The sequence below is a fragment of the Streptomyces sp. NPDC059853 genome (genome assembly GCF_042731495.1).
Taxonomy (GTDB): domain Bacteria; phylum Actinomycetota; class Actinomycetes; order Streptomycetales; family Streptomycetaceae; genus Streptomyces.
Genome location: NZ_JBHWJL010000028.1, coordinates 1 through 16,376 on the forward strand (window position 1 = coordinate 1; position 16,376 = coordinate 16,376).

Genomic DNA, 16,376 nt, shown 5'->3' on the forward strand with positions numbered 1-16,376 from the left:
GTCCACGACCGGTACGGGCTGCACGACGCGGAGCCGGCCGGACCGGCGCCCGCGCGGCACACGGAGCTGTCGTCCCCGCCCCGGGTGGGGTGACACCCGGCGCCGGCCGCGCGGACGGTCCCGGTCCGCTCGTGCCCGGAGACGGCGGCGGGCCGGGGCCGACGGCGCGGCCCCGCGAAGAATCCGAAGACACGTCCTAATCTGACGGAATGGCTGAAGAGACCGATGTGATTGTGCTGGGAATGGGCCCCGGCGGGGAGTACGTCGCCGGGCGGCTCGCCGCCGCCGGACTCGACGTCGTGGGGGTCGAGGCCGAACTGGTGGGCGGCGAGTGCCCGTACTGGGCCTGCGTGCCGAGCAAGATGATGGTCCGCGCCGCCGGTCTGCTCACCGACACCCGGCGGGTGCCCGGAATCGCGGGCAGCAGCCAGGTCCATCCCGACTTCGGCACCGTCGCCACCCGGATCAGGACCGAGGCCACCGACACCTGGGACGACACCGTCGCCGCCGACCGCTTCACCGGCGCCGGGGGGCGCCTGGTGCGCGGCCGGGGGCGGCTGTCCGGGCCCGGCCGGGTGGCGGTCAAGCCCTCCGACGACGGCCCGGAGACCGAGTACGGGGCGCGGGTCGGCATCGTCATCGCCACCGGCAGCCGCCCCGTCATCCCGCCGCTGGAGGGACTGGCAGGCTCGCCCTACTGGACCAACCGCGAGGCCGTCTCGGCCGAGAGCGCGCCGCGCTCGCTGCTGGTGCTCGGCGGCGGCCCGGTCGGCCTCGAACTCGCCCAGGTCTACGCCCGGTTCGGCACCGCCGTGACGGTCGTCGAGGGCGGCGAGCGGCTGCTGTCGCGCGAGGAGCCCGAGTCCTCCCGGCTGATCACCGACGTCCTCACCCGGGAGGGCCTGGTCGTCCACGTCGCCTCGCACGCCACCCGCGTGGCGTACGACGACGCCCACGGCTTCACCCTGTTCCTGGAGGACGGCGAGGAACTGACCGCCGAACGCCTGCTGGTGGCCACCGGGCGCGCCCCCGACCTGGCCTCCCTCGGCCTCGAACGCGCCGGTGTCGAACTGGAGCCGAAGGCCCGGGCGCTGCCCGTGGACGAGAAGCTGCTGGCCGCACCCGCGCTGTGGGCGATCGGCGATGTGACCGGCGTCGGCCAGTTCACCCATGTCGCCATGTACCAGGCGCAGCTGGCCGCCCGCACCATCCTCGGCGAGGAGGCCCCGCCCGCCGACTACCGGGCGCTGCCCCATATCACCTTCACCGACCCGGAGATCGGCTCGGTCGGCCTCACCGAGGCGGCGGCCCGCGCCGAGGGCATCGATGTGCGCACCGGGACCGCCGACATCGCCGCCAGCACCCGGGGCTGGATCCACAAGGCGGGCAACGAGGGCTTCATCAAGCTGGTGGCCGACGCCCGCCGCCAGGTGCTGGTGGGCGCCACCTCCGCCGGGCCGGCCGGCGGTGAGGTGCTGTACGGGCTGGCCGTCGCCATCCAGGGCGAGGTGCCGCTGGAGCGGCTGCGGCAGATGATCTACTCCTACCCCACCTTCCACCGCGCGGTGGAGACGGCGCTCGACGACCTGTCCTGAGCCCGCTGATCAACCCGGCGGGCCCCGCCCGCGTCCCTGCGGGTATGACCACCGCCGCACCCGCCCCGAAGGCCACCGCGACGCCGCCCGCCTGGCGGGTCCTGCTGGGCTACGTCCGGCCGCACCGCTGGGCGCTGGCGGCCGGGGCGGTGCTGGCGCTGGCCACCGGGGCCACCGGGCTCGCGCTGCCGCTGCTGGCGCAGCGGCTGATCGAGGACCTGTCGGCCGACCGCGCCATCGGCGGGGCGCTGGCCGTCATGACGGCCCTGATGGCCGCCAACGCCGTCCTGGGCGGCTTCGGCACCTATGTGCTGCACCGCACCGCCGAGTCGGTGGTGCTCTCCGCGCGCCGCGCGCTCACCTCCTATCTGCTGCGGCTGCGCGTCACCGCCGTGGACCGCTCCGAGCCGGGCGATCTGCTGGCCCGGGTCACCTCCGACACCACGCTGCTGCGCGGCATGACCACCAACTCCCTGATCGGTCTCGCCACCGGCGGGCTGACGCTGCTGGGCACGCTGGTGATGATGGCGATCGTCGACCTGGTGCTGCTCGGTGTCACGGTCGCGGTGGTCGGGGTGATGGCGGTGGTCATCGGCGTCATCGCGCCCCGGATCAACCGGGCCAGCAAGTCCGCCCAGGAGGCGGTCGGCGCGATGGGCACGGCCGTCGAGCGGGTGCTGGGCTCGCTGCGCACCGTCAAGGCGTCCGGCGCCGAGGCGCGCGAGGAGGCGGTGGTGCACGACGCGGCGCAGCAGGCGTGGCGGGCCAGCATCCGGGCGGCCAAGTGGCAGGCCATCGCCGGGAATCTGTCCGGTGTGGCGCTCCAGGCGGCGTTCATCATCGTGCTGGGCGTGGGCGGCGCCCGGGTGGCCACCGGGGCCATCGAGGTGGGCGCACTGGTGGCGTTCCTGCTGTACGTCTTCTATCTGATGTCCCCGATCAGCGAGGTGGTCGCCGCCATCACCGGATACCAGGTCGGCGCCGCCGCGATCACCCGGATCCAGGAGGTGCGCGCTCTGCCCGCCGAGCCGGTGGCCGCCCCGGCCGGTCCCGGGCGGGGGCCGGCCGCCCCGGCGGCCGTCGCCTTCGAGGCGGTGCGGTTCCGGTACAGCGACGATCTGCCGGAGATCCACCACGGGGTGACCTTCGCGGTGCCGCCGCGCGGCATGACCGCCTTCGTCGGCCCGTCCGGCGCGGGCAAGACCACCGTGTTCTCACTCATCGAGCGGTTCTACGACCCCACCGGCGGGCGGGTCCTCCTGGACGGCCGCGACGTGGCGGACTGGGATCTGGGCGCGCTGCGCGCCGCCATCGGCTACGTGGAGCAGGACGCGCCCGTCCTCTCCGGCTCGCTGCGGCAGAACCTGCTGCTCGGCGCCCCGGACGCCGACGAGGCGGCGCTGGCGGACGTGCTGCGCACCACCCGTCTGGAGGGCCTGGTGGCGCGGCTGCCGGACGGTCTGGAGACGCTGGTCGGCCACCGGGGCACCAAGCTGTCCGGCGGCGAACGGCAGCGGATCGCGATCGCCCGCGCCCTGCTGCGCCGTCCCCGGCTGCTGCTGCTGGACGAGGCCACCTCGCAGCTGGACGCGGTCAACGAGGCCGCGCTGCGGGACACGGTGGCGGACGCGGCGCGGGAGACCACCGTCCTGGTGGTGGCGCACCGGCTGTCGACCGTCACCTCGGCCGACCGGATCGTGGTGATGGACGCGGGCCGGGTGCAGGCGGTCGGGACGCACGCCGAACTCGTGGCGGGGAACGGCCTGTACGCAGAGCTGGCGGCCACACAGTTTCTGGCCACGAGTTCCTGAACACCGGCCGTGGCCAGGCATGGCTCACCTAAGCTACGGGACATGCGCATTGGGACGCTCGCACATGTGGCGGGAGTGACCACCAAGACGGTGCGGTTCTACGAACAAGCCGGCCTGCTGCCCGAACCCCCGCGCACCCCTTCGGGCTACCGGGACTATCCGCCGGAGAGCGCCGACCGGCTGGTGTTCATCCGCACCGCGCAGTCCGCCGGGCTCTCCCTCGCCGAGATCGGCGAGTTGCTGCGGCTGTCCGAGGCGGACCGCCCGCCGCCGCCGGACACCGCCCGGCTGATCTCCGCCCATCTGCACCGCATCGAGTCACGGATCGCGGCGCTGACCCACACCCGGGACGCGCTGCGCGCCCTGCGGGCGGCTCCGGGCGGCTGACGCGCGAACCGCCGGGCCCGCCCGGGCCTGCCGGGGATCTCCGTGCGGCACGGCCTAGTTGGACCGCTGCCGGGGGATGCGTCCGCCGTCGGTGTGCCGGCGGACGGTTCCTTCGTCCACCACCACGTGGGTGATGTCGGTGCGGCCGGGGATCTCGTACATGAGCGGCTGGAGCACCCGTTCCATGACGCCGCGCAGCGCGCGGGCGCCGGTGCCGCGCAGCAGCGCCCTGTCGATGATGGCGTCCAGCGCGGGGCGGTCGAACTCCAGCTGTACGCCGTCGAGTTCGAACAGCCGCTGGTACTGCTTGACGAGCGCGTTGCGGGGCTCGGTGAGGGTGCGCAGCAGGGCGGCCCGGTCCAGGGCGGTGACCCGGGTGATGACCGGCAGCCGGCCGATGAACTCCGGGATGAGCCCGTACTTCACCAGGTCGGCCGGCTGGACCCCGGCGAACGGGTCGCCGGGCGGCGGGGCGGCGGCCGAGCGCACTTCGCCGCCGAAGCCGATGCCGTGTCCGCCGAGCCGGTCGCCGACGATGCTCTCCAGGCCGGCGAAGGCCCCGGCGGCGATGAACAGCACCTGGGAGGTGTCGAGTTCGATCAGCTCCTGCTGCGGGTGCTTGCGCCCGCCCTGCGGCGGGACGGCGGCGACCGTACCCTCCATGATCTTCAGCAGCGCCTGCTGCACCCCCTCGCCCGAGACATCGCGGGTCAGGGAGGGGTTCTCGCTCTTGCGGGCGATCTTGTCGATCTCGTCGAGGTAGATGATGCCCTTCTCGGCGCGGGCCACGTCGTAGTCGGCGGCCTGGAGGAGCTTGAGCAGGATGTTCTCGACGTCCTCGCCGACGTAGCCGGCCTCGGTGAGGGCGGTGGCGTCCGCGATGGCGAAGGGGACGTTCAGCGACCGGGCCAGCGTCTGGGCCAGGTAGGTCTTGCCGCAGCCGGTGGGGCCGAGCAGCAGGATGTTGGACTTGGCGAGTTCGACAGGCGGCGGGCCGCCGTCCTCGGCGCTGTCGCGTACCCGTTTGTAGTGGTTGTAGACGGCCACCGCGAGCGCGCGTTTGGCGTCCTCCTGGCCGATGACGTACTGGTCGAGGAAGCGGTGGATCTCGCGCGGCCGGGGCGGTTCGACGGGCTGGTCCGTCTCGGGGCGGCCCAGCTCCTCCTCGATCAGGTCATTGCAGACCCCGACGCACTCGACGCAGATGTAGACCCCGGCCGGGCCGGCGATCAGCCGGCGTACCTGCTCCTGGGTCTTGCCGCAGAACGAGCACTTGAGCGAGTGGTCGGCGTCATCGTCGCGCGCCATGACCAAGAGTCAGCCCTCCTCGGTGCCCTTCACGACAGGTCATCAGATGATCTTGCCACCTGATCGCAGGTGAGGAACCGGGGAGGGCCCCGGCCGTTACCCGGCCGCCCCCACAGTGCTCCGCCACCCCGGCAGCAGCTCGTCCAGCAGCGCCTCCGTCTGGGCCGGCAACGCCTGCGCCGGACCGTACAGATGCGCGTGGTGCGCGATCAGCCAGTCGGCGGCGCCGCGCAGCCACTCGGCCTTGCCGGTCGCCTTCGCCGACCGCAGCAGCTCGTTCCACAGCCGCTCGTCGGTCGGCGAGGCGGCGAGCGCGGAACGGATCGCCACATACGCCTGCTCACTGCCCCCGCTCGCCAGCTGCTCGGCCGACAGCTTCAGCGCGATCTCCGAGACCAGCAGCGGGTATTGCGCATCCACGATCTCATGCTCCAGCCAGCCGAACCGGCCGCCCTCCCGCACACCCGCGAGCAGCGGCCCGCGCGCCAGGCTCAGCGCGTCCGTGAGCTGCCGCTTCCGCTCGGCGGCGCTGCCGCCGCCCACCGAGACCGCCCGGTGGTGCAGCGTGCGCAGCACGTCCCAGTCCGAGACGACGCCCGCCGACAGCGACAGCCGCCCGTCCTCGGCCACCAGCAGCCGCGGCGCACCCGCCGCGTCCGCCCCCAGCCAGTCACGCAGCCGCGCGATCAGGGCGTCGCGGACATCGTCCGGCACCCCGCGCGGCCACAGCGCCGACCCCAGCACCCGGGGATGGACCCCCTCCCGGTGCAGCAGCAACAGCGCCAGCGCCTCGCGCAGTTGCTCCGCGCGCTCCGCGTCGGGGGCGTCCAGCCCGCTGACCTCGTACCCGCCCATCACCTGGGCGTACACATCCGGCTTGCCCCGCTGGCTCAGATCCACCGTGAAGGCCGGACCCGGCACGCCCGCCGCGCCGCCGGACGGCTCGCGGGTCAGCTCCGCGAACAGCTCCACCACGGCGGCGCGCTGCGCGGCCGGCAGCAGCTGGGCGGAGAGTTCGAGGCCCATCTCCGGCTCGGTGAGCACCCCCGCGTCCGAGATCTCGAACTCCCAGGCGATGCCCGGCAGATCCGGCCGGTCCGAGGTCACCAGATAGCCGATGCCCAGCTGAGCGGAGACCGCGGCGAGCGCGGCGAGCCGGTCCGCCTGCTCGGCGGTCGGCACCGCGCCGATGAGCACCAGATGCGGCGCCCACTGCTGCTGCCGGGCCGGGCCCGTGCGTCCGGTGAGGATCGACTCCTGCCCGGTGTGCCGCAGCGCGCCGCGCCGCAGCTGGGTCTCGGTCTCCATCACTTCGAGCAGCCCGGCCACATCGTCCAGGTACCGCACCCGGGTCGGCGCCAGCGCGGTCAGCTCCCCGCCGAAGCCCACCAGGGACACCGTCATCCGGTCCGCCCAGCCGCTGGTGGCCAGCTCGGCGGCGATCGAGGCGAGCACCGCCTCCCGGTCGGCGCGGGCCCCGGTCACCGAGACGATGCCGGGCACCGCCTCCAGGTTGAGCAGCAGCCGCATGTCGTCGCGCACCCCCAGGGAGACCAGGCCCGGGTACGGGGCCTCCGCCTCCGGCACCTCCCCCGCGGCCCCGGCGGCCGGCAGCCGGTCGCGCCGCACCGTCCAGTACGTGTCGCTCTGCCCCGGCTCCCACGGCGCCGGCGGGCGGCCGGCCGGGGCGGCCAGCTGGAGATGCAGTTCGTGCTCGGTCAGCCAGGCCGCGTACACCGGCGGCAGCACCTTGCCCTCGGCGTCCAGCGCGGCGGACAGCCGGCGCAGCGCCCGGTCCAGGAAACCGACCGCCTCCGGGGCGGCGCCGACCAGCAGCGCGTCACGGATGTCGTGCGCGGCGGGGGTGGTGGGCGCCAGGTCGTCGCCCACGCCGCGCCCGGCCAGCGTCCCGGCGGCCGAGGCCCACAGGGCGTTGCGCCGGGTGCGGCCGAGAGCCATCAGCAGCCCGGCGGCCAGCAGCGGGGCGCCCAGCAGCGCCTCGGGGAGCCCGAACCCGGCCTCGTCCCCGGCCTCCTGCGCCTCCTGGATGGGGGTGGTGTCGAAGGCGGGCAGCGAATGACCACCTCCGGGCTCCTCCGGAACGAGACCCAGTTCGGGGACCCGCAGGTCGGCCCGGTCGACCCCGGAATCGTCCGGGTCGGCCCACTCGGTGTCCCCGGTGCGCTGGTAGTCCTGGAACTCCTCGACCTCCTCCTGCGACAGCTCCTCCACGTCGTGGGGCATCTCGACCAGTTCGCCGCCGTGGGCGTCGGCCGGCATCTCCAGGATCCAGCCCGGACGGATCAGCGAGGCCTCGGTCAGCTTGGAACCGTCCGGCTGCACCCGGTCCTTGTTGAGCTGGTAGATCTCCTTGTACCGCAGCCCGTCGTCCAGATGCCGCTCGGCGATCCCCCACAGCGTGTCGTGGTGCCGGCCCTCCGGTGGCTGGATGCGGTAGTACTTGGTCGGCGCCTCGGCCGCCTCATCCGCCTCCGGAGCCTCGTTCGGCAGCGCCATGGTGGGATCGGCCCGGTTCACGCCGTCGCTCTCATAGGCGTGCTCGGCCTCCCCGCCCGGCGTCCGCTCGGCCTCCGCCACCACCTGCGAGGAGCCGCCGCCGTCGAAGGCCCCGCCGATGCCGCTGATACCGGGCACGAACGACGCGGCCGAGGCGGTCACCAGCAGCAGCATGCCCACCAGCTGGCGCGCCAGCAGCTGGCTCGGCCCGGCGCCCGGCACCCGGGCCGGGATGCCCACCCCGGACAGCGCCGCCTTGACCTCCACCAGCACACAGGCGGTGAACTGCGCCCAGGCGATCCAGACGCACAGCGCCAGCACCTTCAGGAAGACGGTGGTGGAGATCTCGTTCTGCAAGGTGTCCAGGGACGGCATCGTGCGCGGCAGCGGCCAGCCGATCAGCACGGCCAGCGAGAAGGGCACGCCGACGACCAGGGCCGCCAGCGCGACGAAGGCGAACAGCGCCTTCATGATGTCGCCGAAGCTGCGCCCGACCTTCACGGGCACGGGCGTACGGTTCCCGCCGCCGGTGGGGGTGGTGCGCGCCATGACGGAACTCCCGTTGGTGGTGGATCAGTTGGTCTGGGCCTCGGCGGTGGCCGTGCCCCAGACCGTGAGCGGTTGATCGAAGAAGAACCCGGTGAACACCGGGCGGTAGGTCAGCCGGATCCGTACCGTGACCCGGTCGACGGACGCCTGCGAGCACTCGGAGGCGGCGGTGTCCGCCGCGCTCAAGTTCACGGAGGCAGCGTACTCGGCGACCCTGGCCGGGCAGTTGCCGAAGTTGATGGGGGCGTTGCCCAGGCCCTGGCGCAGCGCCTCCTCGTCCAGGTCCTGGGCCGCGTACCGGGCGGCCTGCTCGGCGATGTCGGCGGCCCGCTCCCGCTGGTGGATGGCGAGCCCGCCGTCCACCACGAACGCGGCCAGCGCCAGCACCACCAGCGCGAAGAAGATCACGATCACCGCGCCTGAGCCCCGGTCGCCGTGGCCCCGGCGGCCGAGACCCCGGCCTGGCAGCCGCCTCATCCGGACCTCCGGTACGGGTCGATGGGTGAACTGGAGGCACCGGTCAGGGTGGAGGTGACCGGCACACCCAGCATGTCCAGGGCCCGCACCCGGCAGCTGACCCGCACGCTGAACAGCGAGCCCGGTTCGTGCCCGCCGCCCGAGGTCACCTCGACGCGCACCGTGCCGCCCACGCACACCTCGCCCAGTTCGCGCTCGGCGGTGCCCGCCGCCGCGGCGGCGGCCGAGGCGCTGTCGCGCTCCAGCGAGCCGGCCCGCGCCGCGTCCCTGGCCGCGCCGCTGACCGCGCTGCGGCCCGACACCTGCTGGCCGATGGCCACCAGCAGCAGGATGAACGCGATCATCAGCGGTGCCAGGAACACCACCTCGACCGTGGACACCCCCCGGTCGTCACGGAATCTCCGCCGCACCGCGCTCACCCCCCGCCGTCCGGGACGAACCGCTCGACCGGCCCCTCCGAGGCGGCCCGGACGGTCAGGGTCATCCCCGGCACGATGGACGGCACACTGGCGTGCACCTCCACCCGTACGGTGTCGGGGCCCGGCAGCGTGGTGAACACCGACGGCTGCCGGTCGAACATGCCCCGGCCGAGCTGATCGATGTAGTCGTAGGACTTCTCCCGCGCCTTCGCCTGCCAGCCGACCGGATCGGCGTCCGCCTCCGCGCGGGCGGTGCGGGCACCGGCCTGCGCGGCGGCCTTCGCGACGTCCTGCGCGAAGGAGTACAGGGCGAACTGCACGGCGCCGAAGATCAGGAAGAACATCAGCGGGGTCAGGAACACGAACTCGATCGCCGTGCTGCCCCGGTCGCGGCACAGCACGGCCCCGCCCCGGTCGGAGCCCGCTCCGATCCGGCGGCGCAGCCAGCGGGCCGCTCGCTTGGTCATCCCCGTACTCCCCGTACTCCCCGTGTCCCCGTGAAACCCCGTGAACCCCGTACTCCCCGTGGCTGGGCCGCCGCTCAGCAGTCGGCGTAGTCCACCGCGCCCGCGATGCAGTCGCTCACGCTGCCGGCCCGGTCGTCGATCGCGTTCATGATCACGGCCGCGACCCCGGCGACGATGCCGACGACGACCGCCGCGATGATCACCCACTCGATGGCGGAGGCACCGCGGTCCCGGTCGGCGTCGAGCGCACCCGCCCGCCGCATCCGGGTCCTCACCAGGGCGGCCAGATAGTCGGCCGCCGGAAAACGCAACTTCCTCATGGTCACTTACCTCTCAAGCTGGTCATGCCGAGAACACCCGCATTCCGGCCGGATAGATCAGAAAGATCAGGAATCCCAAGCACAGCAGCAGCTGTGCGATCAGCATCGACTGCGACTTCTCCCCCGCGCTCCCCTCGATCTCGGCGAGCTCGCGGTGGCGCATCGTCTCCGAACGGGCGGAGAGCGAGGCGCGTACCTTGGCGCCGTCGTCCGCGACCAGCGCCAGCGACGCGGACAGGTCCTTCAGCTCGTCCACCCCGACCTCGTCGCCGAGCTTGCCCAGCGCCTGCCACTGGGTCAGCCCGGTGATCCGGGCGTCGGCCAGCGCCGTCCTGATACGCCGCAGCGCCCAGCCGTCGCTGACCTCGGCGGCCGCCTTCAGCGCCTCCGGCAGACCGCGCCCGCCGGCCAGGCTCATGGCCACCAGGTCCAGATAGGCCGCCACCACCCGGCGGAAGTCCCGCCGCCTGGCCTTGGCGTCCCGGCGCACCTCCAGGTCGGGCAGGAAGAAGAACACCCCGGCGAACAGCAGCGCCAGCCACACCGGGACCACCGGGCTGACGCCGAAGCCGATCAGCCAGCCCATGGAGAACAGGAACGGACCGAAGAACAGCCCGGCCGCCGCCAGCACCACCTTGCCGGCCAGGAACGACTCCCAGGTCCGGTCGAGCAGCGCCAGATCGGCGCGCAGCGACCGCTGTTCCCAGCCGCGCTGGAGGTACAGCTCGGCCAGCCACTCACCGGCCCGCTGCTGGACCTCGGCCAGCAGGCTGGGCTTCTTCGCCCCCTCGGCGGCGCTCTGGGCGGCGGTCGGGACGTACGGGGCGTGCCCCGTACCGCCCCGGTGCCGCAGGGCGTCGATCCGGGCGACGGTGGCCACCGGGCTGCGCCGGGTGGGCATCAGCGCCCGGACCGCGGCGTACATCCCGAGGCCGAAGACGGCGCCGACCACGACGGCTGTGGTGATGTCCGAGTTCACGACCGCGCTCCCCCCTGTTCGGCCGGCTGCCGCTCGCGCAGCTGGGCGCTCTCGTCCGAGCGCGCCATGAACCGCTCGGGCACCTCGATCCTGGCCAGCCGCCGCATCCACCAGAAGCCGAGGCCGAACAGGCCGCAGACGATGGCGAGTACGGCCTGGCCGAGGGTGTCGCCGAACGGTTCGACGAAGCCCGGGTTGAAGATCGCCAGGCCCAGCGGGAAGGCCACCGAGACCCCGACCACGATCTGCACACTGCGCCGGGTCGAGGCGCGCTGGGCCATGACGCGCTGGCGCATGTCCACTTCCTCGCGGGCGGACTTGGCGAGCGCGCCCAGCACCTCGCGCAGCCCGGGGCCGCGCAGCCGGGCGTTGAGGATCAGCGAGGCGATGATGATGTCGGCCGAGGAGTCGTCGAGTTCGTCGGCGAACTCCTGGAGCGCCTCGGGCAGCGGCATCCGGGACCGCAGCCGGTCCACCAGGTTGTTCAGCGGGACGCGCAGCGCGGGGGCGGCGGCCCGGGCCGAGGCGGGGATGGCCTGTTCGAGGCCCACCGCCCCGGCGATGGTGTCGCGCAGCGACTCGGTCCAGCCGGCCAGCGCCTCCACCCGGCGCATGTTGGCGCGCTCCTCGGCGGCGCCGCCGAACAGCTTGCTCCAGGAGAAGACGAGCAGCGCGGTGCCGATCGCCGCGATCGGCCAGCGGGTGAGCAGCAGCACGACCAGCGCCGAGGCACCGGCGATGGTGCCGCGGCGGCCGGCGAAGCGCGCGAGTTCGGAGCGGCGCCGCTCGGCGCGGTCGCGTTCCTCCGCGGTCTTCGGCTCGATGCCCCGCACGGCCGCCACCAGCAGCGCGATCCCGCCGCCGACGGCGACGCCGCAGAGCAGCGCGTACAGGGCGGTGAGGGAGAACAGTCCTGATCCGCTCATGATGTGCGTGTCACCCCCAGGCCCCTCGGTAGCCGAACTGCGCCAGTTCGTCGCCGCAGGAGATCGCGGCGTGGGCGCGCGGTACGCCGTCGGGGCCCTCGGCGAACACCTCGCTGGAGAGCACCCGGCCGTCCACGCCGTTGACCTCGCGGATGGAGGAGACGATGCGGTGCAGCTTGCCGCCCTGGGCGTAGGTGTTGCGGCGTTCGATGAAGACGACGAAGTTGACGGCACCGGCGATCAGCATCTGGCTGGCCTCGATGGGCAGCCGTTCGCTGGCCTGGAGCGCGTAGGTGGAGATCCTGTTGAACACCTCGGCCGAGGAGTTGGCGTGGATGGTGGAGAGCGAGCCGTCGTTGCCCTGCGACATCGCGTTGAGCATGGTGACGATCTCATCGCCCAGCACCTCGCCGACGATGACGCGGGAGGGGTTCATGCGCAGCGAGCGCCGCACCAGTTCGGCCATGGAGATGAGGCCCTGGCCCTCGGAGTTGGGCAGCCGCTCCTCGAAGGCGACGACGTTGGGGTGCAGTTCGGGGAACTGGTCCAGCCCCAGCTCCAGGGCGCGTTCGACGGTGATGAGCCGTTCGTCCGGCGGGATCTCGTTGGCGAGCGCCCGCAGCAGGGTGGTCTTCCCGGCGTTGGTGGACCCGGCGATCATGATGTTCTTGCGGGCCCTGACGGCGGCGGACAGGAAGCTGCCCAGCTCCGGGGTGAGGGTGCCGTTGCCCACCAGGTCGGCGAGGAAGACCTTGCCGAGCCGGGCCCGCCGGATGGACAGCGCGGGGCGCCGGGTGACGTCCATGACGGCCGAGAGCCGGGAGCCGTCCGGCAGCCGCAGGTCGAGCTGCGGGTTGGCGGAGTCGAAGGGCCGGGAGGACAGGCCCGAGTAGGCGCCGAGGATCTGGATCAGCTCGACCAGTTCCTCGTCCGTCTCGGCCACCGGGTCGCCGCGCACCTCGCGGCCGTCGGCGTAGCCGATGAAGACCTGGTCGCAGCCGTTGATGTCGATGTTCTCCACATCGGGGTCGTCCAGCAGCGGCTGGAGCCGGCCCACGCCGAACAGCGCGGCGTGCACGGCCGAGGCGTAGTCCTCCTCGGACTGGGCGTCCAGCGGCGCCCGGCCCTCGGATATCTCGGCGCGCGCGTACTCCTCCAGCACCTGCGCGATGACGGCGCGGGCGTAGTGCCGCTCGTCCTCGGACGTCATCGGGCGGACGCCGCTGGCCTGGTCGATGCGGCGCTGTTCGGCGATGCGGTCGCCGGCCTCCTGCCGGAACCGCTTCACCAGCTGGTGGTTGACCTCGCTCATGCGCCCGCTCCCGGCCGGCCGTAGGACGGCGGCGGGGCGTAGCCCTGCGGCGGGGCGCCCTGCTGCTGCGGGAGGGCGGGACGTACCGGGTTGAGGTCGGCGCGGAAGGTCTGGTGCACGTCGGTGACGACCTGCCGGGCGGACCGCACCAGCAGCGACTTGTCGAGCCGGCCGCGGCGGCGCCCGGCCAGCTGCTCGGCGCCCGCCGGGTCCTCGGCGATCAGTCCGACGACACGGGCGCCGCTCTGCGAGGCGATCAGCATCTCGTTGACCTGCGCGGCGATCTTCGACCCCTGCTGCGGCTCGGCGATCAGCAGCACGCCGATCTGCGGCTTGGCCAGCTGGGAGGCCCCTCGCTGCTGTCCGTGCAGCTTGTTGTGCAGCGCGGCGGCCCGGTCCCGGACGTGGGCCAGGTTCTCCGGCTGGCCGCGGGTGACGAGCAGCAGCAGCGCGGCGTGCGGGAGCAGCGCCTGCGCGGGGGAATGGGCGTCGAGGCGCCCGAGGTCGGCCAGGACGTCGGCGGCGGCCTCCTGGTGCGGGGAGTCGGCCAGCTCGGCGAAGACCCGGCCGAGGGCGCCCCACTGCCCGGTGAGCCCGCCGGACTGGTCGGAGGAGGCGAGCCCGATGATCACGTCCAGGCCGCCGGCCATCCGCTGCGAGTGGTCCCACAGCTGCTCGGCGGCGATGCCCCGGCGCGCGGTGGCGGCCAGCGAGAGTATCCCGGTGCCGGGGTCCAGCGGGCGGCCGGTGGCGCCGACCGACCGGTAGACGAGATCCCCGCCGGCCGGGTCGGCCTCGGCGAGCAGCACACGGCGCGGCCACAGCGCGGCCAGCGCGACAGCCGTGGTGGTGACCCCGGGGGCCCCCTTGTCCGCGGCCAGTGCGATCAGCGCCATCTGCTCAGCTTCTCCTTGTCCACGGTCACTTGGCGGCGGGGATGATGACGAGCGAGACCTCGCCGGCGGAGGCCGCCCGGGTGAGCGCGGCGGCGTCCGCCCGGGCCACGCGCAGGGTCACGGGCAGCGAGGTGTTGCCGATCGAGTCGCCGCCGCCGTGCACGACGGACACATGGGCTTCCTCGGTGATGACGGTCTGCTGGGTGGAGGTCTCCTCGTCGCCGCTGTTCCGCTCGCGTCCGACCCAGTAGGCGGCGACGGTGTCGCCCGCCTTGAGCCCGGCGGGAAACTGTCCGGGCTGGAGGGAAACACCGACGATGACCTCGTCGTCGGGCAAAGTCTCTTCGCCGGTGAGCATTTCCCCGACCAGAATGGTGCCGCCGACGAGATCGGTGGCGGCGCGGAGTTCTTCTTTCAGCTGCCCGCGCTGTTCCCAGCGCACATAGTTGACAGATGAATCATCTGCGACGAGGACCGAGGTCATGGCGGATTCCGGAATGACGCCGCCCATGGGCACCCGTTCCGTGATCTTGATCGCCTCGATACGGTCCCCGGCCTGCATCACCAGCATCGTGGCCCCCAGCGCCCCGGCCAGCACCAACAGCGCGGCCAGGGCGGCCAGCGCGGGCTTGCGCTCACGCGGCGGAGCGGGCAGCCGATCCCCCATCACCGGTCCGGCGGCAATGGACTTCTTCGCAGCCGCAGATGCCCGGTCCTGAGTTCTCATGCCCATCATCCCCGTGATCCACATACCCGAGCAAACATGCAATCTTCACTTCTCTATCAAGTCGCGGGAAACGCTATCAGCCGCCTCGCAGCGCCTACAACGGCGAGACTGTCACGCCCATGCAACAGAACCGCCCGCGCGTCGCGCCCGGTCGGGAGGGGTCCCACCGCCCTGGAACCCCGGGCCGCCGGCACCGCGTGTTGAATGGCAGGAGCACTCGCCGGTGCCCCGGGAGGAAGAGCCTCCGCCGCCACTACCGTAACCAGAAGAGAGCGCTTGATGCCCTCCTACGACATGAGCCGTGACCGCTTCCGACTCTCCCACCAGCACGTCGCCGTCCTGGGACAGCTTCATGACGGCGAACAGGTCATCGAGGAACTGACAGCCGCCCGCGACGAACTGATCGCCGTCGGGCTGGTGAGCGAGCAGGGTGAGCTCTCCCCGGTCCTCACCGATCTGGTCGCCGCCCTCGCCAAGCCCGTCATCGTGGTCGACATCGAGATGACCGGCCCTCATGGGATCACCACCCACGGCGTCCTGATCGGCGAGGAGGCGGTCTTCAGTTTCGAGGAGTGGCCGGGCTTCGGAGAAAGCGAGTACACCCGGATCGAGCCCAGGACCCTGGTGTTCGAACTCGCCCGGCTGGTTGGCCTGCGCGACCGCACGACCGGTGATCCGGCCGGCGGCATCACCACGGTCGAGAGCACCATGAAGCCGGTCGACGATGTGTTCACCGGTCTCGCCCAGCTGCCCGAAGGCGCCGTCACCAGCCAGGCCGATCTGGTCAGGGCGGCGGACGACATTCTCAAGACGAGCGCCGGCGACCTCTCCGAGGATGTCCGCACCCTGTTCGCCGGGCTCATCGTGGGCATGCGCTCCAGCTGGCGCATGACCGTGGCCTGGCCGGGCACCGAGAACGGTGCGGCCGGCACGAAGGTCTCCGCCTTCGCCGTGTGGGACTGCGACACACTCGGCCACTGGCTGCGAGAGCTGCCGGCCGAACCCATCATGGAAGGCCAGATCACACCGCAATCGCCCCTGCGGCTGGTGCGCACCTCGGCGAAGGACCTGTGGGAGAAGATCGCCGACACCCTTCCCAACGGCGACGAAATCCGCTCGGCGGACAACTGATCCGGCCTCAGTACATGGCCCCGTGACCGCCACTGCACAGGATTGTCACGAAGCAGAACTCTCGTTCCGCACGCCACATGCCGTGCGGTAGCGTGCCGGTCAACGGGGGACGGGCTGGCTGTCCCGCAGTTTGGTACCTGGAGGATTGAGTATGGATCGCGGTGCAGATCTCGAGAGGCTGAGGACACTCGCCGGTAAGTTCCGGGACTCCGCGGGCGACCTTCGCGGGCTGATCTCCACGCTGGACACGGAGACGCAGAGCAGCGAGAGCTACTGGAAGGGCCCGAAGTCCGACCAGTTCCGCTCCGAGTGGCAGGACGTCAAGCCGACCTTCGAGTCGTTCGCCGACGCCCTCGACGACGCCGCCCAGAACGCGGACACCAATGCCGACAACATCGAGGCGGCCACCTGAGCCGACCGGCTCGCCCTTCGGCACACAGTGAGGTGGCGGGGGGCCTGCGGGGGCCGGCCCCCCACAGGTTTGAGGGGGGGGCCCCGGGGGGGGGCGTGGGGCTGCGGCGCGGCCGGGTGCGGGGGGGTGGGCCCCCCCCGGAT

16 protein-coding genes are annotated in these 16,376 nt (G+C 72.7%); 5 read left to right on the top strand and 11 right to left on the bottom strand.

Going from position 1 to position 16,376, the window contains the following annotated elements:
• The first annotated feature begins 209 nt into the window (after nucleotides 1-209).
• The 3 genes from ACFV5N_RS05345 to ACFV5N_RS05355 are packed head-to-tail and all read left to right on the top strand — an operon-like array spanning nucleotide 210 to nucleotide 3,793.
• Nucleotides 210-1,595, top strand: coding sequence for a dihydrolipoyl dehydrogenase family protein (locus tag ACFV5N_RS05345; protein WP_385594351.1), 1,386 nt, complete (start codon nucleotides 210-212; stop codon nucleotides 1,593-1,595).
• Nucleotides 1,596-1,639: 44 nt separating this feature from the next.
• Nucleotides 1,640-3,406: an ABC transporter ATP-binding protein gene (locus ACFV5N_RS05350; protein ID WP_385594354.1), complete on the top strand. Its 1,767-nt coding sequence runs from the start codon at nucleotides 1,640-1,642 to the stop codon at nucleotides 3,404-3,406.
• Between the two features lie 42 nt (nucleotides 3,407-3,448).
• Entirely contained in the window at nucleotides 3,449-3,793 is a 345-nt protein-coding gene (locus tag ACFV5N_RS05355) for a heavy metal-responsive transcriptional regulator (RefSeq protein ID WP_385594357.1), read from the top strand.
• A gap of 54 nt (nucleotides 3,794-3,847) precedes the next feature.
• Here ACFV5N_RS05355 and clpX read toward each other — a convergent pair whose 3' ends face one another.
• From clpX to ACFV5N_RS05410, 11 genes are all read right to left on the bottom strand, one after another.
• Complete coding sequence (gene clpX / locus ACFV5N_RS05360) at nucleotides 3,848-5,101, bottom strand: ATP-dependent Clp protease ATP-binding subunit ClpX (RefSeq protein ID WP_385594359.1); 1,254 nt, start codon at nucleotides 5,099-5,101, stop codon at nucleotides 3,848-3,850.
• 96 nt (nucleotides 5,102-5,197) lie between these two features.
• On the bottom strand, nucleotides 5,198-8,167 hold the full coding sequence (locus tag ACFV5N_RS05365; protein ID WP_385594361.1) for a BTAD domain-containing putative transcriptional regulator: 2,970 nt from the start codon (nucleotides 8,165-8,167) through the stop codon (nucleotides 5,198-5,200).
• Between the two features lie 24 nt (nucleotides 8,168-8,191).
• On the bottom strand, nucleotides 8,192-8,644 hold the full coding sequence (locus ACFV5N_RS05370) for a TadE/TadG family type IV pilus assembly protein (RefSeq protein WP_093843732.1): 453 nt from the start codon (nucleotides 8,642-8,644) through the stop codon (nucleotides 8,192-8,194).
• The gene (locus ACFV5N_RS05375) at nucleotides 8,641-9,024 is read right to left on the bottom strand and encodes a TadE/TadG family type IV pilus assembly protein (RefSeq protein ID WP_282614202.1); all 384 of its coding nucleotides are present in this window, start codon (nucleotides 9,022-9,024) and stop codon (nucleotides 8,641-8,643) included. The genes ACFV5N_RS05370 and ACFV5N_RS05375 overlap by 4 nt, the downstream gene beginning before the upstream one ends.
• A gap of 35 nt (nucleotides 9,025-9,059) precedes the next feature.
• Nucleotides 9,060-9,530: a TadE family protein gene (locus tag ACFV5N_RS05380; protein ID WP_093843734.1), complete on the bottom strand. Its 471-nt coding sequence runs from the start codon at nucleotides 9,528-9,530 to the stop codon at nucleotides 9,060-9,062.
• 74 nt (nucleotides 9,531-9,604) lie between these two features.
• The gene (locus ACFV5N_RS05385; protein ID WP_385594365.1) at nucleotides 9,605-9,850 is read right to left on the bottom strand and encodes a hypothetical protein; all 246 of its coding nucleotides are present in this window, start codon (nucleotides 9,848-9,850) and stop codon (nucleotides 9,605-9,607) included.
• A gap of 22 nt (nucleotides 9,851-9,872) precedes the next feature.
• The gene (locus tag ACFV5N_RS05390; RefSeq protein ID WP_175543042.1) at nucleotides 9,873-10,775 is read right to left on the bottom strand and encodes a type II secretion system F family protein; all 903 of its coding nucleotides are present in this window, start codon (nucleotides 10,773-10,775) and stop codon (nucleotides 9,873-9,875) included.
• Nucleotides 10,776-10,825: 50 nt separating this feature from the next.
• On the bottom strand, nucleotides 10,826-11,755 hold the full coding sequence (locus ACFV5N_RS05395; protein ID WP_093843737.1) for a type II secretion system F family protein: 930 nt from the start codon (nucleotides 11,753-11,755) through the stop codon (nucleotides 10,826-10,828).
• Nucleotides 11,756-11,765: 10 nt separating this feature from the next.
• Nucleotides 11,766-13,067, bottom strand: coding sequence for a CpaF family protein (locus ACFV5N_RS05400; RefSeq protein WP_385594367.1), 1,302 nt, complete (start codon nucleotides 13,065-13,067; stop codon nucleotides 11,766-11,768).
• Nucleotides 13,064-13,963 (bottom strand): hypothetical protein, encoded by a 900-nt coding sequence (locus ACFV5N_RS05405; protein WP_385594370.1) that lies wholly within the window; start codon nucleotides 13,961-13,963, stop codon nucleotides 13,064-13,066. Before ACFV5N_RS05405 ends, ACFV5N_RS05400 begins: the two co-directional genes overlap by 4 nt.
• A gap of 25 nt (nucleotides 13,964-13,988) precedes the next feature.
• Nucleotides 13,989-14,690 (bottom strand): hypothetical protein, encoded by a 702-nt coding sequence (locus ACFV5N_RS05410; protein ID WP_175543033.1) that lies wholly within the window; start codon nucleotides 14,688-14,690, stop codon nucleotides 13,989-13,991.
• 294 nt (nucleotides 14,691-14,984) lie between these two features.
• Here ACFV5N_RS05410 and ACFV5N_RS05415 point away from each other — a divergent pair, with 294 nt between their 5' ends.
• The gene (locus ACFV5N_RS05415) at nucleotides 14,985-15,821 is read left to right on the top strand and encodes a hypothetical protein (RefSeq protein WP_385594374.1); all 837 of its coding nucleotides are present in this window, start codon (nucleotides 14,985-14,987) and stop codon (nucleotides 15,819-15,821) included.
• A 151-nt stretch (nucleotides 15,822-15,972) separates the two neighbouring features.
• Nucleotides 15,973-16,233, top strand: a complete 261-nt coding sequence (locus ACFV5N_RS05420) for a WXG100 family type VII secretion target (RefSeq protein WP_093843742.1) — start codon at nucleotides 15,973-15,975, stop codon at nucleotides 16,231-16,233.
• Nucleotides 16,234-16,376 lie beyond the last annotated feature (143 nt).

Coding starts and splice junctions, on each gene's coding strand:
- ACFV5N_RS05345 (WP_385594351.1), top strand. CDS start 210: ATGGCTGAAGAGACCGATGTGATTGTGCTGGGAATGGGCCCCGGCGGG.
- ACFV5N_RS05385 (WP_385594365.1), bottom strand. CDS start 9,850: ATGAGGAAGTTGCGTTTTCCGGCGGCCGACTATCTGGCCGCCCTGGTG.
- ACFV5N_RS05370 (WP_093843732.1), bottom strand. CDS start 8,644: ATGAGGCGGCTGCCAGGCCGGGGTCTCGGCCGCCGGGGCCACGGCGAC.
- ACFV5N_RS05365 (WP_385594361.1), bottom strand. CDS start 8,167: ATGGCGCGCACCACCCCCACCGGCGGCGGGAACCGTACGCCCGTGCCC.
- ACFV5N_RS05410 (WP_175543033.1), bottom strand. CDS start 14,690: ATGAGAACTCAGGACCGGGCATCTGCGGCTGCGAAGAAGTCCATTGCC.
- ACFV5N_RS05390 (WP_175543042.1), bottom strand. CDS start 10,775: ATGTACGCCGCGGTCCGGGCGCTGATGCCCACCCGGCGCAGCCCGGTG.
- ACFV5N_RS05420 (WP_093843742.1), top strand. CDS start 15,973: ATGGATCGCGGTGCAGATCTCGAGAGGCTGAGGACACTCGCCGGTAAG.
- clpX (WP_385594359.1), bottom strand. CDS start 5,101: ATGGCGCGCGACGATGACGCCGACCACTCGCTCAAGTGCTCGTTCTGC.
- ACFV5N_RS05415 (WP_385594374.1), top strand. CDS start 14,985: ATGAGCCGTGACCGCTTCCGACTCTCCCACCAGCACGTCGCCGTCCTG.
- ACFV5N_RS05400 (WP_385594367.1), bottom strand. CDS start 13,067: ATGAGCGAGGTCAACCACCAGCTGGTGAAGCGGTTCCGGCAGGAGGCC.
- ACFV5N_RS05380 (WP_093843734.1), bottom strand. CDS start 9,530: ATGACCAAGCGAGCGGCCCGCTGGCTGCGCCGCCGGATCGGAGCGGGC.
- ACFV5N_RS05405 (WP_385594370.1), bottom strand. CDS start 13,963: ATGGCGCTGATCGCACTGGCCGCGGACAAGGGGGCCCCCGGGGTCACC.
- ACFV5N_RS05355 (WP_385594357.1), top strand. CDS start 3,449: ATGCGCATTGGGACGCTCGCACATGTGGCGGGAGTGACCACCAAGACG.
- ACFV5N_RS05350 (WP_385594354.1), top strand. CDS start 1,640: ATGACCACCGCCGCACCCGCCCCGAAGGCCACCGCGACGCCGCCCGCC.
- ACFV5N_RS05395 (WP_093843737.1), bottom strand. CDS start 11,755: ATGAGCGGATCAGGACTGTTCTCCCTCACCGCCCTGTACGCGCTGCTC.